The following is a 22,877-nucleotide window of genomic DNA, read 5'->3' on the forward strand; positions in this document are numbered from 1 at the left end:
GCAACGCCGGCGTATCGTGGGCGGAGTGCTTCCAGCCCAAGGCTGAGCGCTCGCCCCGAGCTTGAAATCACGCGCCCTCGAGCCGGCAGGTTGCCGGCCTACAGGAACCCCGCATGTCCTTTACTTCCCTCGGTCTCTCCGAGGCCCTGGCTGGCGCCGTTGAAGCCGCCGGCTACGCGCGCCCCACTCCCGTTCAGGAACGCGCCATCCCCGCCGTACTGCAAGGCCGCGACCTCATGGTTGCCGCACAGACCGGCACCGGCAAGACCGGCGGCTTCGCCCTCCCGGTGCTCGAACGCCTGTTCCCCGAAGGTCACCCGGACCGCGAACACCGCCATGGCCCACGCCAGGCCCGTGTCCTGGTACTGACTCCGACCCGCGAGCTGGCAGCCCAGGTGCACGACAGCTTCAAGGTCTACGCCCGCGACCTGCCGCTGAAAAGCGCCTGCATCTTCGGCGGCGTCGGCATGAATCCCCAGGTGCAGGCGATGTCCAAGGGCGTCGACGTCCTGGTCGCCTGCCCCGGCCGCCTGCTCGACCTGATCGGTCAGGGCAGCGTCGACCTGTCCCATGTGGAAATCCTCGTCCTCGACGAAGCCGACCGCATGCTCGACATGGGCTTCATCCATGACGTGAAAAAGGTCCTCGCCAAGCTGCCGGCCAAGCGCCAGAACCTGCTGTTCTCGGCGACCTTCTCCAAAGACATCATCGACCTCACCAACAAGCTCCTGCACAACCCGGAGCGCATCGAGGTCACCCCGCCGAACACCACCGTCGAGCGCATCGAACAACGCGTGTTCCGCATCCCGTCGGTGCAGAAGCGCGCCCTGCTGGCGCACCTGGTGACCGTGGGTGCCTGGGAACAGGTGCTGGTGTTCACCCGCACCAAGCACGGCGCCAACCGCCTCGCCGAATACCTGAGCAAGCATGGCCTGCCGGCTGCCGCGATCCACGGCAACAAGAGCCAGAATGCGCGCACCAAGGCCCTGGCTGATTTCAAGGCCAACGACGTGCGCATCCTGGTCGCCACCGACATCGCCGCCCGCGGCCTGGACATCGACCAACTGCCTCACGTGGTCAACTACGAGCTGCCCAACGTCGAGGAAGACTACGTTCACCGCATCGGCCGTACCGGCCGTGCCGGTCGCACCGGTGAAGCCATCTCGCTGGTGGCGCCGGACGAAGACAAACTGCTCAAGGCCATCGAACGCCTGACCAAGCAGCGCATCCCCGATGGCGACATGCAGGGCTTCGACCCCGATACCGTGCTGCCCGAGGTCCAGCAGCCCGAGGCCCGCGAAGTACCTCAGCGCCAGCCGCGCAAGGACAAGGCCAAGCGTGGCGAACGCAAAGACCGCAGCAAGGACAAGCCTCAGCAGCCCCAGGGTGAGGACCAGCAGAACGCTGCCCCCGCAGCTGAAGGCGAATTCGCCGACAGCGACAAGCCAGCCGGCAAGCGCCGTCGTCGTGGCGGCCGTGGCAAGAAGAAGGGTGACGGCCAGGGCAGCGACGCTCAGCCGAACGCCCACACCCAGGCTCGTGAGCCTCGCCAGCCCCGGCAGCAGGACCAGCAGGGTCAGGGCCGCCAGCAGCAGCCCAGGCAGGTCCGAGCACCGAAGGTCGACGGTAACCGCGATCCTGAAGAGTTCCTCGACGACGACTTCGACAACTTTGGCAACCGCGCCGACTACGTCAGCCCGTTCCCGGACAAGGACCAGCAGCGCAGCCAGCGCCGCCGTGGCGGCCAGGGGCAAGGCCAGAACCAGGGGCAGGGCCAGCAGCGCCCGCGCGGCCAGGGTGGCCAAGGTGCCGGCCAGGGCGGAAGCGGTCAGAACCGTGGCCAGGGGCAAGGCCAGGGCCGCGCCGCCAAGAAGCCTAACGGCGGCGGTCGCACCCAGGGCCAGGGCGGCAACGCTCAGGGCAAGGCCGGCCAGCGCAAGCGCGGCGGCAAGGCTCCGGCTTCGCGCATGAACGACGCCCCGCTGCGCGAGCCGAGCGAGTACGGCGCCGCCAAGCCGACCCGCCAACCGGTAGTGATCAACAAGCGCGACCTGGTCCGCACCGACCGCTTCCCGACACCGGAGCAGCTGGAAGAGCTGGAACCGCGCCGCAAGACCGAGCGTCCCGCGCTGCTGACCCGCAACCGCGACTGACGCTGCAGAAGAAACCGCCCTCCGGGGCGGTTTCTTTTTGTCCGGGATTTGTCGCCGGTGTTCCCTGTGATCGTAGGAGCGGACTTTGTCCGCGATGTTCCGAGCTCGCTGTGAGCTATCACGGACGGAGTTGCTCCTACCCGACAGTCCTGTACTCGGATCAGCCCTCACCCTAACCCTCTCCCAGAGGGAGAGGGGACCGTTCGGTGCAGGATGAAACCTTGGTGCCCGCCGGCACGGGCGGCTCCCTCTCCCTCTGGGAGAGGGCTGGGGTGAGGGAAGGCACTGGCACGGACTTACCTGAAGAAGACAGTTGCTCCTACCAAAGCCATCCCTCACCCCCGAGCAAACACCAAAAAGCCGCCCGAAGGCGGCTCTTTCACAGCGGCGAATACCTCACAGCACCTGCCGCAGGAAGCTCTGCGCGCGGGCATCCCTGGGCTGAGCGAAGAACTCCGCCGGGGCGGCGTCCTCCAGCAGCTTGCCATGATCGAAGAACAGCACGCGATCCGCCACTTCGCGGGCGAAGCCCATCTCGTGGGTCACGCAGACCATGGTCATGCCTTCCACGGCCAGGGTCTTCATCACGTCCAGCACCTCGCCGACCATTTCCGGGTCGAGCGCCGAGGTGGGTTCGTCGAACAGCATCACCTTCGGGTCCATGCACAGCGCGCGGGCAATGGCCACGCGCTGCTGCTGGCCGCCGGAGAGGCGCGACGGGTACTCATTGGCCTTCTGGCCGATGCCGACCTTATCCAGCAGCGCCCTGGCCTTGGCCTCGCGCTCCGCCTTGCCGCGCTTGCGCACGACTTTCTGCGCCAGGCACAGGTTTTCCAGCACGGTCATGTGCGGGAACAGGTTGAAGTGCTGGAAGACCATGCCGACTTCGCGACGGTAGGCGTTGACGTCGGTCTTCGGGTTGGCGAGATCGAGGCCGTCGATGCTCACCGAGCCGGAGTCGAACTCCTCCAGGCCATTCAGGCAACGCAGGAAGGTGGACTTGCCCGAGCCGGACGGGCCGATCACCACCACGACCTCACCCTTGGCCACACCGGTGGTGACGTCATCCACCGCGCGCACGACTTGCCCGCGGGTATCGAAGACCTTGGTCAGGTTACGGACTTCAATCACTTTGGCCGAGCCTCCGCTCCAGGCGCCCCGCCAGATGCGACAGCGGCAGGTTGATCACGAGGTAGAGGGCGGCGACGCAGAACCAGATCTCGAAGGTGGAGAACGAGGTGGTGATCGCCTCGCGGCCGCTCTTGGTCAGTTCAGTGATGGCGATCACCGAGACCAGGGAAGTGTCTTTCACCAGGCTGATGAACTGCCCGGCCAACGGCGGCAGCACGCGCTTGAAGGCCTGCGGCAGGATCACGTGGCGCATCGACTGCGCGGCATTCAGGCCCAGAGAGCGCGCCGCCTCGTCCTGGCCGCGAGCGATGGACTGCACGCCGGCACGGACGATCTCGGCCACATAGGCGCCGGTGAACAGCGCCAGCGCTGCCACGCCGGCGAACTCGCGGGACAGGTTCAGCACGGTGCCGATGAAGAAGTAGAAGATGAAGATCTGCACCAGCAGCGGCGTACCGCGCACCAGCTCGACGTAGAGGGTCGAGAGGTCGTGCAGCGTCGGGTTCTTCGACAGACGGCAGAGACCGGTGAACAGGCCGATGAACAGACCGAACGCGCCGGAAACGAAAGAGATCCACAGCGTGGTCCACAGGCCCCAGGCGAGCGGGCCGGCCGCCCAGTGGCGGGTTGCGCCGACCACATCGCCTTCGGCGACGTCGTCGTTCTCGGAGAACTGCAGGCTGTCCGACGCAACGGTCAGCACCTGCTGCTTGCCATCCTCGTCCACCAGCGTGACGCGGGCATCGCTGCCGTACGGCTCGATCTTCTCCACCCGCGAGATGCTGTCCGCACGCAGCGGTTCTTCGGCCTGGTAGGCGAAGTACTGCGGGACGCGGTTCCAGCGCCACTCGTAGGAGATCAGCGAAGTGGAGTACCAGATGGCCAGGCCGATCAACAGCAGGATCAGTCCGGTCAGCCCGTGCCAGGGCCAGGTTGCGCGTTTCGTTCTAGCCACGAATCTCTACCGTGAAAATGCGAACGCGCAGGCTCAGGGCCTGCGCGTCGGGTCGACCAGTGTCAGACGTGGATTATTCCATGTCCTTGAGCCAGTCGGTGTTCTTGAACCACTTGTCGTGAATGCGATCGTAGGTGCCGTCTTCACGAATCTGCTTGAGGAAGTTGTTGATGAAGTTGATCGAGTCGTAGTCGCCCTTCTTGAGACCGAAGGCCAGCGGCTCGTAGGTGAACGGCTGATCCAGGTGCACCAGCTTGCCGGCGCCGAACTTGCCGACGGCAACGACGTTGTACGGAGAGTCGTAGATGAAGGCGTCGGCCTTGCCGTTGACCACATCCATGACCGCTTCGGGCTCGTTGTCGAAGCCGTGGTACTGGGCCTTGGAGAGCTGCTTCTTGGCGACAAATTCGCCGGTGGTGCCGATCTTCGAGGTGATGCGGTACTTGGCGTCGTTCAGGTCCTTGTAGGACTTGATCTCGCCTTGCAGTTCCTTGCGAATCAGCAGGGTCTGGCCGACCACGATGAAGGGATCGGTGAAGTTCAGGCGCAGGTTGCGTTCCTGGGTCAGGGTCATGCCCGAGCCGATCATGTCGAACTTGTCGGTGAGCAGGGCCGGGATGATGCCGTCGTAGGCGGTGGAAACCAGTTCCAGCTTGACGTTCATGGACTTGGCCATGGCCTTGAGCAGGTCTACTTCGAAGCCGACGATCTGACCGCGCTTGTTGGTCATCTCGAACGGCATGTAGGTCGGGTCCATGCCCACGCGCAGGGTGCCGCGCTTGGCCGCTTCATCGATGGCGCCGGCCTGAGCCGCGCTCACGCTGACCAGGGCGCAGACGCCCATCACCAGCGATGCCAGGTACTTTTTCATCCCCATACTCCCAAGCAAGTGAAAGAACTTGTTGTTTTTCCCAGCGATCGAACCGGGCGCGCAAGAGCAAGCCTTGCGCGGAAGGGTGCGAAGCGTACCCCATGCGCCGGATATCTCAATCTTTTCTGGATAGCTGGCGAAGGTTACCAGCAGCGGTGCGCGGGGAAAACAGCGGAAACCGGCAGGTCGCCCCGTCCCGAACGAGACGGGGCGACCTGCGGTCAGGATTGCGCGGCGGGCAGCGCCAAGACGCCCTGTTCCGCAACCGGGGCCAAGGGGACGGCGGGAGCATGGGCATCGGCCTTCAGCGATTGCCGCCAGGGACCGATCCACTGTTCCCTGTCCCCCTGCCAGAGCGCCAGGTGCAGGCGCGACAGCGCCACCGGATCGCTCAGCAGCGCCAGCCGGCGGTTGCCGTCGAGCTGCTCGGGACCGGCTTCCAGCGCCTTCTCGACCAGCGCGGCGCGGGTCGATTCGATGGCGGCGGACTGGCCGTGGCGGGCAGTACCCATGGCACAGGCCAGGGCGTTCAGCACCGGGTCCACGGCAGAGCGGACGAAGCCGTCCTTCAGCGCCTGCCAGCGGTTCTGGTAGGTATACTCGTCGGTAGCGCGCAGCTCGCGCGGGGTGTCGTATTCCTCGGGGATGAGGAACAGCTTCTCGTCGCGCGAGGCCAGGCCCAGCTTGACCCGGCTGCTGATCACCGAGACCGGGATCGACAGCATCAGCGCGCCGACGATGGGCGACAGCCACCACAGGAACCGCGGGTTCAGCCACGCCACCAGCAGCGCCCAGCACAGGCCCAGCAGGGTCTGCAGGCCATGGCGACGAATCGCCTCGCTCCACGGGGTGTCGTCGTCGTCACGCTGCGGCGACTTCCACTGGGCTTCCCAGCCGAGGAAGGCGGCCAGCACGAAGCGGGTGTGGAAGAGCATGCGCACCGGCGCGAGCAGCACGGAGAAGAGCATTTCCAGCAGCATGCTCAGGGTCACCTTGATTACGCCGCCGTAGCCCTTGGCGCCCTTGGCCCAGATCAGCATGACGCTGAGCAGCTTGGGCAGGAACAGCAGGGTCAGGGTGGTGGAGAACAGGGCGATGGCCTTCTCCGGGTGCCACTGCGGCCAGATCGGGAACAGCTGGCGCGGCTCGAGGAAGTACTGCGGCTCCATCAACTGGTGCACCGCCAGCAGCGCGGTGGACAGTACCAGGAAGAAGAACCACAGGGGCGCCGACAGGTAGGACATCACGCCGGTGAGGAACACCGCGCGATGCACCGGATGCATGCCCTTGACCAGGAACAGGCGGAAGTTCATCAGGTTGCCGTGGCACCAGCGGCGGTCGCGCTTGAGCTCATCCAGCAGGTTGGGCGGCAACTCCTCGTAGCTGCCTTCCAGATCGTAGGCGATCCACACGCCCCAGCCGGCGCGGCGCATCAGCGCGGCTTCGACGAAGTCGTGGGAGAGGATCGCGCCGGCGAAGGAGCCCTTGCCCGGCAGCGGCGCCAGGGCGCAGTGCTCGATGAAGGGTTTCACTCGGATGATCGCGTTGTGGCCCCAGTAGTGGGATTCGCCCAGCTGCCAGAAGTGCAGGCCGGCGGTGAACAGCGGGCCGTACACGCGGGTGGCGAACTGCTGCATGCGCGCATAGAGCGTGTCCATGCCCGACGCCTTGGGCGCGGTCTGGATAATGCCGGCCTCGGGGTTGGCCTCCATCAGCCGCACCAGCTTGGTCAGGCAGTCGCCGCTCATCACGCTGTCGGCGTCCATGACGACCATGTACTTGTACTGGCCACCCCAGCGACGGCAGAAGTCGTCGATGTTGCCGCTCTTGCGCTTCACCCGGCGCCGGCGGCGACGGTAGAAGATACGACCGAAGCCCAGGGCTTCCTTGCACAGCTCGATCCAGGCCTTTTCTTCCGCCATGGCGATGTCGGGCTGATTGGTGTCGCTGAGCACGAAGAAGTCGAAGCGATCCAGCTCGCCGCTGGCCGCCACCGATTCATAGGTCGCCCGCAAGCCGGCGAAGACGCGCGGGACGTCTTCGTTGCAGATCGGCATGACGATGGCGGTGCGGGCGTCGGCGGCAATCGGCTCGCTACCCGCGCTGCTGCCGGAGATGCGGTAGCGGTCACGGCCGGTGAGCAGTTCCCAGAAGCCCATCAGGGCGGTCCAGAACCCGGCAGAAACCCAGCAGAAGAGGATGGCGAAGAGGGTCAGCACGCCGAACTGGATGGCGTAGGGCAGCACCTGCTCCAGGGTCTGCAGCCAGGTCTGGCGGTTGATCTCTTCCAGGTCGACGAAGGCCCAGCCCTGGTAGGGCAGGATGCCTTTCATGTAGTAGGTGGCGACGGTGGTCTGGCCGAGCATGAGCAGGACCAGGATGAACCGGCGCAGCGAACCGACTCGTTGCCAGCGCGCCTTGGGCAGGTCGCGGGCGGGCTTGGCCGGATTGCTGCGCCCGGTCAGGCGGCGCCAGCCGCGCATGATCGGGTTGGTGCGCCAGGGTTCGGGAATCACCTTGGTGCGCTGGATCGGCGGCGCGGCCTTGAGGTAGGTGCGGCCGTTGTCGTCCATGCCCAGCATCTGGGCATCGTCCAGGTCCTGCCCATAGCCGTGGCGCAGACGCGCGCCGACCGAAGCCAGCGCAGCGTCCTCGCCCTGGATATCGCCAGCGAGCTGCTGATGCAGCTCGCTGAAGGAACCGGCCTGGGCCAGCTGCTCACGCTCCTGCGCCGAAAGGGGCAGGTGCGCGAGGTAGTCGGCCACCGGCGCGGTGGTAGCGGTGGAGTTATTCATCGGCAGGCAGCTGGTAGCTCCAGGTTTCGGAAATGGTCTGGCCGCCGTTTACCAGCGCCGCACGCATTTCCGTCGGCTTTTTCGGGTCCTTGACCTTGATCCGCAGGGTCAGACGCCAGCCTTTGGTCACCGCGTTGTAGCGCAGGGCGTTTTCCTTCACCTCGGCATTGTCGTCGGTGCTCACCTGGGTGCTCACCGGAGCATCGCCGGCCAGCGCCTTCAGGGTCGGGCCGACAAAGTCGACGACCAGGGCGACGCTGCCATCAGGCTGGCGAATCAGGTTCTTCTGCTTCACGTCGCCGACCGAGCGCAGGGTCTGCATGACCCAGGCGTTCTTCGCGTCGTGCAGCGCGTCCTCATCCTTGGTCCAGCGCATGCGGTAGGCGAAGTCCAGCGGCTCGCCGGCTTCCGGGCGCTTCTCCGGATTCCAGAAGGCGACGATGTTGTCGTTGGTCTCATCCGGGGTCGGGATTTCCACCAGCTCGATGGTGCCCTTGCCCCAGTCGCCCTGCGGCTCGACCCAGGCGGACGGACGCAGGTCGTAGCGGTCGTCGAGGTCTTCGTAGCGGGAGAACTCGCGGCCGCGCTGCAGCAGGCCGAATCCTTTCGGGTTCTCGACGCTGTAGGCGCTGACGGACAGGTGTTTGGGGTTGTTCAGCGGACGCCAGATCCACTCGTCGTTGCCGGCGTGGATCTGCAGACCGGTGGAGTCATGCAGTTCCGGGCGGAAGTTGTGCTCGGCGGACGGCTGGTTGGAGCCGAACAGGAACATGCTGGTCAGGGGCGCCAGGCCCAGCTTGCTCACCTTGTCGCGCAAATACACGCGGGCCTTCACATCGACCACGGTGTCGTTGCCCGGACGAATGGTGAAGCGGTAAGCGCCGGTCGCGCGGGGCGAATCCAGCAGCGCGAAGATCACCAGGTGCTTGTCCTTGGGCTTGGGCTTCTCGATCCAGAACTCGCGGAAGCGCGGGAATTCCTCACCCGATGGCAGCGCGGTATCCAGCGCCAGGCCACGGGCGGAGAGGCCCCACCACTGGTCCTTGCCGATGATGCGGAAGTAGCTCGCCCCCAGGAAGGTGGCGATCTCGTCCTGCTTGTCCGGCGAGTTGATCGGGTACAGCAGGCGGAAGCCGGCGTAACCCAGATCCTTGGTCGCATTGGCGTCGAACTTCAGCGAACCGAAGTCGAAACGGGAGGGATCGTACTTGATCTCCTTGACGTCGGTCGCCGTGACTTCGTTGATCTTCACCGGGGTGTCGAAGTGCATGCCCTGGTGATAGAAGCTGATCTTGAAGGGGGTCTTCTCGTCGGCCCAGTAGGCCTTCTCGTTACGGAAGCGAATCTGCTGGTAATCGGCGAACTTCATTTCGCTGAATTCCGATGGCAGGTTGCTCGTCGGTGCGCTGTACTTCTCAGCAGCCAGCGCCTTGGCCTGTTCGCCAACGTCGTCGAGATTGAAGGCCCAGGCATGGGTAGCGCTCAACGCCAACAGGGCGGAGCCGACCAGTCCGCGAAGGATGTGGCGCGAAAGCGGTTGTTGAACGGAACGGAAAATCACGAGTCCCCCTCGTCCGTGAACACAAAACGATTAAAGCCAGCAAAGGCGATGCCAAATTGCCGGCGATTGAATTCCGACCCCGGTGAGCCTGAATGATTCCCCGCTTTTTTCCACGGGTACTTCCGGCTCCCGGAGGCGCATTGTTCTAGATGCATAAGCCCTAACCATCATCCCACGGCGATATGACAAGCTGCCGCGCGTTCAAGCCTCCAGTAGAAAGGTCACCGGCCCGTCATTGACCAGGTGGACCTGCATGTTGGCGCCAAAACGGCCAGTGGCGACCAGCGGATGACGCTCTCGCGCCTGTTCCACGAGTAGATCGAACAACGCGGCGCCCCTTGCAGGAGGCGCCGCGCTGGAAAAGCTCGGTCGCAGGCCCTTGCGGGTGTCTGCGGCCAGGGTGAACTGCGAAACCAGCAGCAGGCCGCCGCCGACATCGCTCAATGAAAGGTTCATTTTACCTTCATCGTCGCCAAACACTCGATAGTTAAGCAGCTTGTGCAGCAAACGGTTGACCGAGTCTTCGTCGTCCTGGGGTTCGACCCCTACCAGAGCCAGCAGCCCATGGTCGATAGCGCCGACGATTTCGCCGTCAACCTCGACGCGGGCGCCTCGCACCCGCTGGATCAAACCCTTCATTCAGCCTCCGGCGGCAGGTTCAGCAGGCGGCGGCCGATTTCATTGGTGGCGCGGATCAGCGCATCGGTGATGCCCGGCTCGCCGGCCACGTGGCCGGCGTCGCGGACGATCTGCAACTCGCTGTTGGGCCAGGCCTTGTGCAGCGCCCAGGCATTGTCGAGCGGGCAGACCACGTCGTAGCGGCCGTGAACGATCACCCCCGGCAGGTGGGCGATCTTGTGCATGTCGCGCAGCAGCTGGTCCGGCTCGAGGAAGCCGTCGTTGACGAAATAGTGGTTCTCGATGCGGGCGATGGACAGCGAGCGGTGCGGGTCGGCGAAGCGATCCACCACCGCCGGGTTCGGCCGCAGCGTGGCGGTCCGGCCTTCCCAGGTGGACCAGGCGCGCGCGGCGTGCATCTGGGCGATCTGGTCGGGGCCGGTCAGGCGGCGATGGAAGGCGTGCAGCAGGTCGTCGTGCTCGTCGGCGGGAATCGGCGCCAGGTAGTCTTCCCAGTAATCCGGGAACAGGCGGCTTGCGCCCTCCTGGTAGAACCAGCGGATTTCCTGCGGACGGCAGAGGAAGATGCCGCGTACGATCAGCGCCAGCACGCGCTCGGGATGGGTCTGGGCGTAGGCCAGCGAAAGGGTGGAGCCCCAGGAACCGCCGAACAGCACCCACTTGTCGATGCCCAGGTGCTCGCGGATGCGCTCGATGTCCTGCACCAGATGCCAGGTGGTGTTGTTCTCCAGGCTGGCGTAAGGCGTGGAGCGGCCGCAGCCGCGCTGGTCGAAGGTGACGATGCGGTAGATATTGGGGTCGAAGAAGCGCCGCGACATGGCATCGCAACCGGAGCCCGGGCCACCATGGATGAACAGAACCGGCAGTCCGTCGGGCGTACCGCTCTCGTCCACATAGAGGACGTGCGGCTCATCGACGGCCAGTTCATGGCGGGCGTAAGGCTTGATTTCCGGATACAAAGTTTGCATGGCTCGCTCCTGGATCAGTGCGTACGGTCGCTCCCGGACCAGTAACCATCCTAGGGCCTGTCGCCACCTTATAGAAAGTCGCGTTGCCGCAGCGCGACTTCCATCGAAAGTCTTCGGCCCCCACGGTGTCGGGCATGATACTCGGGCCAGCGAAAAACCCATAAGGGAGTTAGTGAGCCATGCCACGGAAGTTGTTTCTTTCTCTTTTCCTGCTGATGCTCGCCTTGGCCGGCTGTGATCGCGACGACCCGCGCGCACAGCTGGACGCCGCCGTGAAGCAGTTGCAGGACAACCTCGAAGCCAAGAATAGCGGGGCCGTGATCGATCAGCTGGCTGGCGACTTCCGCGCCAATGGCGAGTTCGATCGCGACTGGGCCAGGCGCACCATGACGCTGATGTTCCTGCGGCACCAGCAGGTCAAGGTGATCCTGCTCAGCAGCGAGAGCAGGATCGACCCGACCTACGCCAACCGCGGCCATACCGACGCGCAGGTCGCCCTCACCGGCGCCGAGAACCTCCTCCCTGATAGCGCCGGGCATTACTCGGTCAGGCTGGAGTGGTGGCGCGAAGGATCGGAATGGAAACTGGCGAGGCTCGACTGGCAATGACTTCCCCCTTGCAACACCGCATTCGCGCCGCCGGGCTGCTGGTCAGCAACGACGAAATCCTGCTGGTGCGTCATGCAGTCGCCGGCGACGAATACTGGATTCCACCGGGCGGTGGCTTCGAGTCGGACAAGGACGAGTGCACCCGCGACACCGTGCGCCGCGAGTGCCGGGAGGAAACCGGGCTGGCGGTGGAGGTCGGCCCGCTGGTCTACGTGCGCGAGTTCGCCGAGCCGCTGGCCGGGCGCTTCCACATGGAGCTGTTCTACCGCGTGGATGCCTGGGACGGCCGGGTCAACCTGGACAACCTGCGCGGCCTGGGTGGCGACGAGTTCGATATCCGCGAAGTCGCCTGGGTGCCGCGCCGCGAGCTGCCGCGCCTGCCCTCCTACTACCCCGCCGAATTGCTCGACGATGTCTGGGAGCGCCTGGCCGAGGCGCAACCGCTGATCCGCCACCTCGGCCTGCAGCGCTAGGATTACTGCACCGGTTCGCTGGTGGGCTTGGCAATGATCGCCTGCAGCTCGGCGGTCATGGGGAATTCCAGGTTGAGGTTCTTCGGCGGGATCGGCTGCTCGAACCAGCGCTGGTAGATGCCCTTGATCTCGCCGGAGGAATACAGCTCGGCCAGCGTCTGGTTGACCAGGGCGAGGAACTGCGGATCGTCGCGGCGCACCATGCAGGCGTAGATTTCTCGCGATTGCGGCTCGCCCACCACCACCCACTGGTGCGGGTCGCGGGCCTTGGCCTTCTCGCCGTAGAGCAGCGCATCATCCATGTAGAAGGCCACCGCGCGACCCGACTGCAGCATGAGGAAGGCTTCGCCGTGGTCCTTGGCGCTGACCACGTTCATGCCCAGCTTGTGCTCGGCGTTATAGGCCTTCAGGTAGCGCTCGTTGGTGGTGCCGGCGGTGGTCACCACGTTCTTGCCCTTGAGGTCGGCGAAGCCCTGGATGCCGCTGTCCTTGGCGGTCAGCAACTGGCCTTTCACATAGATGAAGCCGTAGGAGAAGGCGACCTGCTTCATGCGCTCGGCGGTGACACCGGTGGAACCGCACTCCAGGTCCACCGTGCCGTTCTGCACCAGCGGAATGCGCGTCTGCGAGGTCACCAGGTTGTACTTCACCTTGAGATCGGGCTTGCCGAGCTTCTGCCGGATGCGCTCGACCACCTTGCCGGCCAGGTCCACCGAGTAACCCATGGGCTGCCCGCTGTTATCGCCCAGGTAGGAGAACGGTACCGAGGCGTCGCGATAACCCAGGGTTATCGTGCCGCGCTCGGCGACTTTCTTCAGCGTGCCGTCCAGTGCCTCGTTGGCCTGCGCCAGCGCGCAGACCAGGCTGGACGCCGCCAGCATTCCCAGTGCAAGTCGTTTCATGGGTGCGATCCTTCTTGTTGTTGTGAGTCGGGTTAGGGGTCAGGGCCGCGCGGCAATCACGGTGATTTCCACCAGCACCTGCGGCCGCGCCAGCAGCGCCTGCACCGTGGTGCGGGTCGGTGCGCAGCCTTCCGGCAGCCAGCCGGACCAGATGCCGTTCATGGCCTCGAAATCGGCGGCGATGTCCTTGAGGTAGATGGTCGCGCTGAGGATGTCCGCCTTCCCGGTGCCGGCTTCGGCCAGCAGCGCGTCGATCTTCGCCAGCACTTCGCGGGTCTGGCCCTGGATGTCGGTGGCCTGCCCAGGTACCTGCCCGGACAGGAACACCAGCGAGCCGAAGACCATAGCGCCGGAAAGGCGATCGTTGGTGGCGATGCGTGTGAGTTGCATGGTGTGTCTCCCCATTCGAAGAAATCAGCCGGCCAGCCGCGCGGGCGTCAGGCCGGTCGTGTCGATATCCGGGTGACGCCCGGCGATCTGTGCGGCGATCAGTTGCGCACTGCCACAGGCGAGGGTGAAGCCCAGCGCGCCGTGGCCGAGATTCAGCCAGAGGCCACGCGGCCCGCAGGCCCCCACCAGCGGCACGCCGGTGGGCGTGGCCGGACGCATGCCGGCCCATTCGATGGCGGCGCTGTAGTCACAGGCGTCCGGCAGCGTATCCGCCGCCTGCTGCCGGATCAGCGCCAGTCGCCTGGGTTCCAGGCGCGGGTCGAAGCCGACGATATCGACCATGGCAGCGATGCGCAGACGTTCGCCGAGGCGTGCATAGACCACCTTGCGGTCGTAGTCGGTGAGGCTCACCTCCAGCGCGTGGTCCTCGGCGCGGATTGGCGCGGTCAGGCTGTAGCCCTTCAGCGGATAGAGCGGCAGGCGCGGTCTACCCGGCAGCAGCGCCGCGCTGCGGTAGCCGGCGGCGAGGACCACGTGATCGGCCTCGAAGGTCTCGCCGCCCGCCTCCACACCGATCACGACGCCATTGCGAATCATCAGCCGGGAAGCCGGGCGGGCATACACCAGCCGGCAACGTCCCGATGCCTGAAGTCGCTCGGCGAGCCGCTGGCAGAACAGGAAGCAATCGGCGACCTCCTCGTCCGGCGTATGGATGCCACCGACGAAGGGCGCACTCGCCAGCGCCGGGTCCAGCCCGCGGCACTGCTGCGCCGAGAGCACGAATTGCGCTGAAGGATCGGATAGGGTCTGCCGCGCACTGCGGAAGCTGCCTTCATCGCGGAAGGCCACCAGCTTGCCGTTGCGCCGCCAGTCGAAGCCGTCCAGCCCATCCTCCCGCCACTGCGCCAGCGTGCTCTGGCTGAACAGCGCGAGGCGCAGTAAATGTTTCGCATTGGCCTGGTTCACCGAGCGCCGACAGGCCGCCGTGAATTCCATCAGCCAGCGCCACTGCGCCGGATCCAGACGCGGGCGCAGGCGCAGCGGCGAGTCGCCGCGCAGCAGCCAGCCCAGTGCCTGCTGCGGTACGCCGGCATCGGCCAGGGGCGCCACGTAGCGGTAGGACAGCTGGCCGCCGTTGGCGAAACTGGTTTCCAGCCCGCCCGCATCCCGTGCTTCCAGCACAGTGACGTCGAAGCTCTCCTGGACCAGCGCCTGCGCCGTAGCCAGCCCGACCACGCCCGCGCCGATGATGCAAATCCGCTGTGCCATTGCCGTCTCACTGTCCATCCATTCCAGGCTCCGACCTTAGGACCGGATGACAGGCGGCGAACAATGAATAAACATGGGCAACCCATAAACCAGGGTTATACCTTGGCGAATCCGCTGACGGAGGCAAGCCATGCGCCTGCGCCATATCGAAGTGTTCCAGGCCATCCGCGAAACCGGCTCGGTCAGCGGCGCCGCGCAATTGCTGCACGTCTCCCAGCCGGCAGTGACCAAGGTGCTGCAGCACGCCGAGCAGCAGTTGGGCTTCCCGCTATTCCTGCGCGTGCGCGGCAAACTGCAGGCGACCCCCGAGGCGCTGGAGCTGGAGCGCGAAGTCGCCAAGGTCACGGAAAGCCTGCAGGGCGTGCGCCGCCTGGCGCAGAGCCTGCGCGGCCAGCCGGAGAACCGCCTGCGCGTGGGCGCCACGCCGGCCCTGGCGCTGTCGCTGCTGCCGCCGGTGATCCGCGAATGGACCGACCGCTACCCGCAAAGCAGTTGCGAACTGGCCACCCAGCATTCCCGCGAACTGATCCAGAACCTGCTGATGCGCGAGCTCGACCTCGCCCTCACCCTGCAGCAGACCGACCACCCCGGCCTGCGCTCGCAGGTCATCGCCAGCGGCCCGCTGGTAGCCCTGGCACCACGCGCGCACTGGCCGGAAGACCGTTTGGGCAAGGCGCTGACGCTGGACGAACTGGCCGGCGAGCCGATGATCGGGCTGTCCACCTCCGACCCGCTGTCGGCGCGGCTGGAAAGCTACCTGGCGAACGTCGAACCACCGCCGCGCGTGCGCATTTCAGTACAGACCTATGCACTGGCGCGCACGCTGGTGGAGGCAGGAACAGGATTGGCGCTGGTCGACCCCTTCACGGCACTGGGCGCGGACGAAAGACTCACCGCACTGCGCCCGCTGTCACCTCCGGTGAAGGTCACGCTCTACGCCCTGACCCGAGCCGACGAGACCCCGCCGCACACCCAGGCCCTGCTGCTGGAGATGCTGGTGCGACATGCCGAGATGCAGTTGGCCGATCTCCAGACCGAGGATTGAAGCAAGGTCCGCGAAGTCTGCTGCGCCTGATTGCTACGCGTCATTGTCAAACGAGGGGAAATACCCGAATCTTCCGCGCCCCGAAGGGATTGGTTTTGATCTGAAAGGACTCGTCATGACATTGCTTCGCCCACTTCTCCTTGCTCCGTTTCTGCTCTCGCTTGGCGCCTGCGCCACGCAAACCGCCACCGGAAAGAATCCCACGCAAGCCCTCGACAAGCTGGTGACCAATACCGCCAGCGCCGGCAACGTTGTGGAAAACAGCGTCCTGCGCGCCGGCAACGAAGCCGCCCTCGCCCTGCGCCTTCCACGCGGCCTGCTGCAGCTTCAGGTAAGTTGCTCGGCTGAGAGCGCCAACTGGTTATATGTCGACACTCCCGGTCGCATGTACGCTGTGGGCCAGTCGCAATATCGCGAACCCATCCCGCTGACGAGTGACACCGCCAGAACACTGCGTAGCTTGCCGCAGGTGGTTCAGGCCTGCGCTCAGAACCCGGACTGGCGCAAACTGGCGAACTTCGAAAGCGGCAACGACGGACATGTCCTGCTGGACATCGCCAGCCTGGAACCACAGCCCGACGGGAGCCTGAAGCTCTGGGCTGCATTCGACTACCCGTCGCTGGCCTACGATGCGCCCTACCAAGCGCCTTACGGCAGCAAGGTCGAGCAACTGCAAGTCAATTGCGGCCGTAACACTTACACCTGGCTGACTGGCTACGACCTGGATCCGCGCCAGCGAGTCACGGATGGCCGCATCGAGGCCTCCCCCAGCGCGCGCACCTTCAGCTCCGCCTCAGCCGACTACCTCGCCATCCTGCAAGCTGCCTGCAAGCCGCACGAACAACTGTCCGCGCTGGCGCGGGCGGAGAATCGCGACAAGCCCGCCCCTGATCTGGAAAACCAACCTGCGCTGGATGCCGGAGTCGCTCGCTACGTGACCTCCCTGGGCTTCGATGCGCCTCGAAAATCTCTGTCCTACCTACGCACCGAAGGCACCTCGACCTTCAAGGGAGAAACCAAGCCATTGATTGAGGAGTTCTGGTTCCAGCCGGGCGATACTCCCGGCCTGCTGCACATCAAGCGGCAGGGCACGGGCTACGTCTCGCAGGACACCAGTTTCATGGGCATGCTGGAGCTCAGCAGCGTGACCCACTACAGCAAGGCGCAGGGCACCTGTGAGGTAGAAAAGCTGGAATTGGAAGGCAACTGGAAACAGATGCCTGTGGGTGAAAAGCTCAGCTACCGGCTCACTCGAAAAGAGAACTTCAGCATCATCGGCCAGACCCGAGACACCCAGGAAACGCGCTGCGAGGTGATCCGCGAGTTGTCCGCAGCCGAGCTGAATCCCCAACTATCCGGCAGCGCCAAAGAGATTCATTGCTCGGTAGTCGACGACAAATACAAGCGCATCGATACCCGATACTTCCTGGAAGACTACGGCCTGGTATTCCGCCAGGGCGATAGCCGAAATGAATTCTATTACTCCGATTCGCGCATCGTTCGCTTTCGCTGAAGCAGTTTCGGGAAGAAAAGACAGCCCCCTGTCACACCGGGGAAGCGCCGCCGGGATGCGTGGTCCAGCGGCGCCGCGCCGACAAGCCCCGGCGCGGCAGGAGGCTGTGTAAAAACTTACCGGCCGTAGTGCTCGCGGCCCCAGGCGATGAAGGTTTCCAGCATGCGCCGGAGTACCTGGGCGGTCGGTGCGGCGAGGTCTTCGCGGTAGCCGAAGGGTGCGTGCTCATCCATGTAGTTGCACTGCGCGAGTTCCAGCTGCACCGCATGCACGTTGTCCTGCGGCTGGCCGTAGTGGCGGGTGATGTGGCCGCCCTTGAAGCGGCCGTTGAGGATGTGGCGATAGGCCGGCGCGTCGGCGCACACCGCCACCAGTCGCTCGGCCAGTTGCGCGTCGCAGCTGGCGCCGCTGTTGGTGCCGATGTTGAAGTCCGGCAACTTGCCGTCGAACAGGTGCGGGATGACCGAGGCGATCGAGTGGGCATCCCACAGCAGCGCGTAGCCGAATTCTGCCTTCAGCCGTGCGAGTTCGCCGGCCAGGGTCTGGTGATACGGCGTCCAGACTTCCTTGAGGTAACGCGCACGCTCTTCCGCGGAAGGCGCCTGCCCTTCCTTGAACAGCGGGCGGCCGTCGAACAGGGTGTCCGGGTAGAGGCCGGTGGTGGCCGTGCTGTACAGCGGCTTGTCGTCGGCCGGGCGATTGAGGTCGATGACATAGCGCGAGTAGCCGGCGGCCAGGGTGCTGGCACCCAGTTCTTCGGCGAAGGCATAAAGCTGCGGGATGTGCCAGTCGGTGTCGGCCAGCTCACGGGCCTCGTCGACCAGACCGGCTTCCACGGCCGGGGTCAGGCGCAGGCCGGGGTGCGGCATGCTGATGAGCAGTGGCACGCGGCCGCGTTTGAATTCGAGAACGTTATTCATGGGTAGTTATCTCCACACCCAGCGAGATGAGTTCATTTTCGTGCTGAAAGTCTGTGCCAATGCTTCCCCCTCACCCCAGCCCTCTCCCAGGGGGAGAGCGGGCCGTCCGTACCGGCCTACAGCAAAGCGTCATCCTGCACCGAACAGTCCCCTCTCCCGCTTGAGGAGCGGGGCGCGCAGCCAGGGTTAGGGTGAGGGGCTTTTGAACTTGCGGTTTCACAACTCTTCGCCGTGACGAATGATGCGCTTGGGCAGGTCGCCACCGAGCCAGTAGGCCAGTTCGGCGGGGCGCTGGATGTCCCAGGCGATGAAATCGGCGACCTTGCCCGCTTCCAGGCTGCCGTGGCTGTCGGCCATGCCCAGCGCCCGCGCGGCGTTGAGGGTGACACCGGCCAGCGCTTCCTCCGGGGTCAGGCGGAAAGCGGTGCAGGCCATATTCAGCATCAGGCGCAGCGACAGCGCTGGCGAGGTGCCGGGGTTGAGGTCGCTGGCGATGGCGATGTTCACGCCGTGCTTGCGCAGGGCGTCCATCGGCGGCAGCTGGGTTTCGCGCAGGACGAAGAAGGCGCCCGGCAGCAGCACGGCAACGGTGCCCGCTTCGGCCATGGCCATGGCGTCGCTCTCGTCCATGAATTCCAGGTGGTCGGCGGATAGCGCGCCGTAACGCGCCGCAAGACTGGAACCATGCAGCGAGGACAATTGCTCGGCGTGCAGTTTGACCGGCAGGCCCAGGCGCCGGGCGGCCTGGAACACCCGTTCGACTTGCGCCGGAGAGAATGCTAGGTGCTCACAGAAGGCATCCACCGCGTCCACCAGCCCCTCTTCGGCCAGCGCCGGGAGGATGCGGGTGCAGACCTGCTCGATGTACTCGTCGGCGCGCCCGGCATACTCCGGCGGCAGGGCGTGGGCGGACAGACAGGTGGTACGCACCGTCACTGGCAACTCCTGCTCCAGACGGCGGGCCACGCGCAGCATGCGCCGTTCGCTGTCCAGATCCAGGCCGTAGCCGGACTTCACTTCCAGCACGGTCACGCCGTCGGCCAACAGTGGGCGGGCACGCTTGATGGCGCTGGCCAGCAGTTCCTCCTCGCTGGCCTCGCGGGTGGCGCGCACGGTGCTGGCGATGCCGCCGCCGGCCGCCGCGATGTCCGCGTAGCTGACGCCGTTCAGGCGCTGCTCGAACTCGCCGCTGCGATCGCCGCCGAACACCAGGTGGGTGTGGCAGTCGATGAAGCCGGGCGTGACCCAGGCGCCGCCCAGGTCGGTGCTCTGTACCGGGCGCTCGGGCAGCTCGGCACGCGGACCGATCCAGCTGATGCGTTCACCCTCGGTGATGATCGCGGCGTCTTCGATGATGGCGTAGCGGCCATCTTTCATGGTTGCCGCGTGGCAGTGGTGCCAGAGGTGTTTCATTGCAGTCTCCCGATGCTCGCGCCGACGCTTTCCAGTGCTGCCGGGTCGGCCAGCAGTGCGGTGGCACGGTCGATGTCCGGCGCCAGCCAGCGGTCGCTGTCATAGGCCGGTACCTGCTCGCGCAGCAGGCTCCAGGCACAGTCGGTGCCGGCGCCGAAACGCTGCGGCTTGAGGAATTCAAAGGCCTGGGCAGCCAGCAGGTATTCGATGGCGAAGATGCGCCGGGTATTGTCGATGGCGCGGCCGAGCTTGAGCGCGGCGCTGGTGCCCAGGCTCAGGTGGTCTTCCTGCAGGCCGGAGGTGACGAAGTTGTCCACCACCGCCGGCTGCGCCAGCTGGCGGTTCTCGCCGGCCAGGGAGGCGGCGACGTATTGCACGATCATCATCCCCGAGTTGACGCCCGGCTGGCTGACCAGGAAAGCCGGCAGGCCGCTGACCAGCGGGTTGATCAGACGGTCCAGGCGGCGTTCGGATACCCCACCCAATTCAGCCACGGCAATCGCCAGCAGGTCGGCGGCCATGGCCACGGATTCGCCGTGGGGGTTGGCCTGGGACACCACGCGGTAATCGTCCGGCGTACCCAGCACCAGCGGGTTGTCGGTGGCGGAGTTGAGTTCGGTCTCGATCTGCTTCGCCGCGTGTTCCAGCTGATCGCGGCAGGCGCCGTGGATCTGCGGCATGGAACGGATGCTCAGCGCGTCCTGGGTGCGGACACCCTTGCTGCTGGCGATCACTTCGCTGCCTTCGAGCAGCGCGCGCAGGTTGGCACCGACCTTCTGCATGCCCGGGTGCGGCTTGAGCGCGATGATCTCGGCGTCGAAGGCGTCGATCTGCCCGCGCAGGGCTTCGAAGCTCATGGCGCCGATCACGTCGGCCCATTGCGTCAGGCGCGTCGCGTCGTCGAGGGCGAGGCAGCTCAGGCCGGTCATGCAGGGCGTGCCATTGACCAGACAGAGCCCGTCCTTGGCGCCCAGCTGCACCGGCTCCAGACCTTCGGCGGCCAGGGCCTGGAAGGCCGGGACGACTTCACCGCGATAGCTCACGTCACCAATGCCCAGCAGCGCCACGCCGACGTGGGCCATGTGGGTCAGGTAACCGACCGAACCCTGCGACGGCACGCGCGGGGTGATGCCATGGTTGAGCAGCGCGACCAGCGCTTCCACCACGCGGCGGTGCAGGCCGGATTTGCCGTGGCTGTAGTTGGTGATGGCCGCGCAAATAATCGCGCGGGTCTGCTCATCCTTCAGCGGTTCGCCGACACCGCAGGCATGGCTGAGCAATGTGTTGCGCGACAGCTGCGCCAGTTGCTCGCCCTGCAGCACCACGTTGCACAGCGCGCCCAGCCCGGTACTGATGCCATAGGCCCGTTCCCCCCGGCTGACGATGCGCTCGACGATACCGTGGGCGTTGTCGATGCGCGCCCAGGCGGCCGCCGACAGTTGCAGCCGCGCGCCGTGGCGCGCCACCGCGACCAGATCCTGCCAGCGCACTGGGCCGTTGCCGATGGTAATGGGGGAAGCGGACGACATGCGGAACTCCTGTAGGCGGGGAAGCCCCCTTCCCCGCCGGTGAATGACGTTAGATAGCAGCGACACGGCGCTGGACGAAGCGGTCGACGTATTCGTCGGCAGGCTTGTGCAGGATGTCGCTGGGCGCACCGACCTGGATCAGCTGGCCGTCCTTGAGGATGGCGATGCGGTTGCCGATGCGCACCGCTTCGTCGAGGTCGTGGGTGATGAAGACGATGGTCTTGTGCAGGGTTTTCTGCAGCTCCAGCAACTGGTCCTGCATGTCCGCGCGGATCAGCGGGTCGAGGGCGCTGAAGGCTTCGTCCATGAGGATGATGTCGGTGTCCGCCGCCAGGGCGCGGGCCAGGCCGACGCGCTGGCGCATGCCGCCGGAGAGCTGGTGCGGGTAGGACTTTTCATAGCCCTTCAGGCCCACGGTGTTGATCCAGTGCAGCGCGCGTTCCTGGCACAATGCCTTGCTCTCGCCACGGATCTTCAGGCCGTAGGCGACGTTGTCGAGCACGCTCTTGTGCGGCAGCAGACCGAAGCTCTGGAACACCATGCTGATCTTGCGCCGGCGGAAGTTTTCCAGCGCGGCAGCGTCGTAGCCGAGCACGTCCTCACCGTCGACCAGGATCTGCCCGCTGGTGGGGTCGATCAGACGGTTGAAGTGGCGCACCAGGGTCGACTTGCCGGAACCGGAGAGGCCCATGATGACGAAGATTTCCCCGGCCTCGATGGACAGCGACAGGTCGTTCACCCCGACCACGCAGTCGGTGGCGGCGAGGACTTCGGCCTTGCTCTTGCCCTGGCGGATCATCGCCAGGGCCGCATCGGCCTTGGCGCCGAAGATCTTGTAGACGTTCTTGACCTGGATCTTGCTCATTTGCTGGCCTCATGGTGGCGCGAGCGGCCGTAAGCCTGGGTGATGCGGTCGATGACCACGGCAAGGATGACGATGGCGAGACCCGCCTCCAGGCCCTTGCCGACGTTGAGGGTCTGGATGCCCACCAGCACGTCCTCGCCCAGACCACGGGCGCCGATCATCGAGGCGATGACCACCATCGACAGGGCCATCATGGTGGTCTGGTTGATGCCGGCCATGATGCTCGGCAGCGCCAGCGGCAGCTGCACGCCGAACAGTTGCTGGCGGCGGTTGGCGCCGAAGGCGGTGATGGCCTCCATCACTTCGCGGTCGACCTGGCGGATGCCCAGGTCGGTGAGGCGGATCAGCGGCGGCGCGGCGTAGATCACCGTGGCGAAGATCGCCGGCACCTTGCCCAGGCCGAACAGCATCAGCACCGGGATCAGGTACACGAAGCTGGGCATGGTCTGCATGATGTCCAGCAGCGGCAGCAGGATCGCCCGGAAGCGGTCGCTGCGTGCGGCAAGGATACCCAGCGGGATGCCGATCAGCACCGAGATGATCGTCGCAACCATCATCAGCGCCAGGGTCTGCATCAGCTTGTCCCACAGGCCCACGGCGCCCACCAGGAACAGCAGCCCGACGATCACCACGGTCGGCAGGATGCGCCGGGTGGCGTGCCAGGCGATGCCGGCGACGATGGCCAGCATCAGCCACCAGGGCGTCGCGCGCAGCACGCTCTCCAGGTTGACGATGGCCCACAGCAGGGTGTCGGAGATGTGGCGGAACACGTCGCCGTAATTGGTAACCAGGGCATCGACCCAACCGTTGACCCAGTCGGCGATGGAGAAGGTGAAGCGTTCGGGAAACATGGCACGTACTCGTCAGGAGTGGGCAT

At 65.5% G+C, this 22,877-nt stretch carries 19 protein-coding genes and 1 pseudogene; 5 read left to right on the forward strand and 15 right to left on the reverse strand.

The genetic code is table 11. The annotated features are described in order from the left end of the window. Positions 1–113 precede the first annotated feature (113 nt). Positions 114–2,153 carry a DEAD/DEAH box helicase gene (locus A9513_RS32060; protein ID WP_065327943.1) on the forward strand — a complete coding sequence of 680 codons (2,040 nt, stop codon included), beginning with the start codon at positions 114–116 and terminating at the stop codon, positions 2,151–2,153. A gap of 396 nt (positions 2,154–2,549) precedes the next feature. Here A9513_RS32060 and A9513_RS32065 read toward each other — a convergent pair whose 3' ends face one another. The 7 genes from A9513_RS32065 to pip all read right to left on the reverse strand — a co-directional run bounded on the left by A9513_RS32065 (position 2,550) and on the right by pip (position 11,073). After that, positions 2,550–3,284, reverse strand: a complete 735-nt coding sequence (locus A9513_RS32065; protein ID WP_024764179.1) for an amino acid ABC transporter ATP-binding protein — start codon at positions 3,282–3,284, stop codon at positions 2,550–2,552. Beyond that, on the reverse strand, positions 3,277–4,239 hold the full coding sequence (locus A9513_RS32070) for an amino acid ABC transporter permease (protein WP_065327944.1): 963 nt from the start codon (positions 4,237–4,239) through the stop codon (positions 3,277–3,279). The genes A9513_RS32065 and A9513_RS32070 overlap by 8 nt, the downstream gene beginning before the upstream one ends. 73 nt (positions 4,240–4,312) lie before the next feature. Next, the gene (locus A9513_RS32075) at positions 4,313–5,110 is read right to left on the reverse strand and encodes a transporter substrate-binding domain-containing protein (RefSeq protein ID WP_024764181.1); all 798 of its coding nucleotides are present in this window, start codon (positions 5,108–5,110) and stop codon (positions 4,313–4,315) included. 221 nt (positions 5,111–5,331) lie between these two features. Further along, positions 5,332–7,905, reverse strand: coding sequence for a glucans biosynthesis glucosyltransferase MdoH (gene mdoH, locus A9513_RS32080; protein WP_038803333.1), 2,574 nt, complete (start codon positions 7,903–7,905; stop codon positions 5,332–5,334). Further along, positions 7,898–9,427, reverse strand: a complete 1,530-nt coding sequence (locus A9513_RS32085; RefSeq protein WP_141678563.1) for a glucan biosynthesis protein G — start codon at positions 9,425–9,427, stop codon at positions 7,898–7,900. Before A9513_RS32085 ends, mdoH begins: the two co-directional genes overlap by 8 nt. A gap of 240 nt (positions 9,428–9,667) precedes the next feature. Then, a complete protein-coding gene (gene dtd, locus A9513_RS32090) occupies positions 9,668–10,105 on the reverse strand; it encodes a D-aminoacyl-tRNA deacylase (protein WP_024764182.1) in 438 nt (145 codons plus the stop codon). Next, positions 10,102–11,073: a prolyl aminopeptidase gene (gene pip, locus A9513_RS32095; RefSeq protein ID WP_024764183.1), complete on the reverse strand. Its 972-nt coding sequence runs from the start codon at positions 11,071–11,073 to the stop codon at positions 10,102–10,104. The genes dtd and pip overlap by 4 nt, the downstream gene beginning before the upstream one ends. 179 nt (positions 11,074–11,252) lie before the next feature. Here pip and A9513_RS32100 point away from each other — a divergent pair, with 179 nt between their 5' ends. Both A9513_RS32100 and A9513_RS32105 read left to right on the forward strand, forming a co-directional pair. After that, positions 11,253–11,681 (forward strand): hypothetical protein, encoded by a 429-nt coding sequence (locus A9513_RS32100; protein WP_065327945.1) that lies wholly within the window; start codon positions 11,253–11,255, stop codon positions 11,679–11,681. After that, positions 11,678–12,154 (forward strand): NUDIX domain-containing protein, encoded by a 477-nt coding sequence (locus A9513_RS32105; RefSeq protein ID WP_065327946.1) that lies wholly within the window; start codon positions 11,678–11,680, stop codon positions 12,152–12,154. The genes A9513_RS32100 and A9513_RS32105 overlap by 4 nt, the downstream gene beginning before the upstream one ends. Positions 12,155–12,156: 2 nt before the next feature. Here A9513_RS32105 and A9513_RS32110 read toward each other — a convergent pair whose 3' ends face one another. The 3 genes from A9513_RS32110 to A9513_RS32120 are packed head-to-tail and all read right to left on the reverse strand — an operon-like array spanning position 12,157 to position 14,715. Beyond that, positions 12,157–13,056 carry a transporter substrate-binding domain-containing protein gene (locus A9513_RS32110; RefSeq protein ID WP_065327947.1) on the reverse strand — a complete coding sequence of 300 codons (900 nt, stop codon included), beginning with the start codon at positions 13,054–13,056 and terminating at the stop codon, positions 12,157–12,159. Positions 13,057–13,095: 39 nt separating this feature from the next. Then, positions 13,096–13,446: a RidA family protein gene (locus A9513_RS32115; protein ID WP_024764186.1), complete on the reverse strand. Its 351-nt coding sequence runs from the start codon at positions 13,444–13,446 to the stop codon at positions 13,096–13,098. Positions 13,447–13,470: 24 nt separating this feature from the next. Beyond that, positions 13,471–14,715 carry a D-amino acid dehydrogenase gene (locus tag A9513_RS32120; protein ID WP_065327948.1) on the reverse strand — a complete coding sequence of 415 codons (1,245 nt, stop codon included), beginning with the start codon at positions 14,713–14,715 and terminating at the stop codon, positions 13,471–13,473. Between the two features lie 63 nt (positions 14,716–14,778). On the opposite strand from A9513_RS32120, the pseudogene A9513_RS32125 reads away from it, so the two are divergent. Further along, positions 14,779–15,760 (forward strand): annotated as a pseudogene (locus A9513_RS32125) (LysR family transcriptional regulator). Between the two features lie 43 nt (positions 15,761–15,803). Beyond that, the gene (locus A9513_RS32130; protein ID WP_141678561.1) at positions 15,804–17,273 is read left to right on the forward strand and encodes a hypothetical protein; all 1,470 of its coding nucleotides are present in this window, start codon (positions 15,804–15,806) and stop codon (positions 17,271–17,273) included. A gap of 116 nt (positions 17,274–17,389) precedes the next feature. Here the strand turns inward: A9513_RS32130 and hutG are convergent, their stop codons facing one another. The 5 genes from hutG to A9513_RS32155 form a co-directional block, all read right to left on the reverse strand. Then, on the reverse strand, positions 17,390–18,193 hold the full coding sequence (gene hutG / locus A9513_RS32135) for an N-formylglutamate deformylase (RefSeq protein WP_065327951.1): 804 nt from the start codon (positions 18,191–18,193) through the stop codon (positions 17,390–17,392). 216 nt (positions 18,194–18,409) lie between these two features. Next, positions 18,410–19,606, reverse strand: a complete 1,197-nt coding sequence (hutI, locus tag A9513_RS32140) for an imidazolonepropionase (protein WP_065327952.1) — start codon at positions 19,604–19,606, stop codon at positions 18,410–18,412. Then, on the reverse strand, positions 19,603–21,135 hold the full coding sequence (gene hutH / locus A9513_RS32145; protein WP_065327953.1) for a histidine ammonia-lyase: 1,533 nt from the start codon (positions 21,133–21,135) through the stop codon (positions 19,603–19,605). Before hutH ends, hutI begins: the two co-directional genes overlap by 4 nt. Before the next feature lie 49 nt (positions 21,136–21,184). Next, positions 21,185–22,000, reverse strand: a complete 816-nt coding sequence (locus A9513_RS32150) for a glycine betaine/L-proline ABC transporter ATP-binding protein (RefSeq protein ID WP_024764190.1) — start codon at positions 21,998–22,000, stop codon at positions 21,185–21,187. Next, entirely contained in the window at positions 21,997–22,851 is an 855-nt protein-coding gene (locus A9513_RS32155) for a proline/glycine betaine ABC transporter permease (protein WP_038803328.1), read from the reverse strand. Before A9513_RS32155 ends, A9513_RS32150 begins: the two co-directional genes overlap by 4 nt. Positions 22,852–22,877 lie beyond the last annotated feature (26 nt).

This window comes from Pseudomonas sp. AU12215 (assembly GCF_001675465.2).
Taxonomy (GTDB): domain Bacteria; phylum Pseudomonadota; class Gammaproteobacteria; order Pseudomonadales; family Pseudomonadaceae; genus Pseudomonas; species Pseudomonas nitroreducens.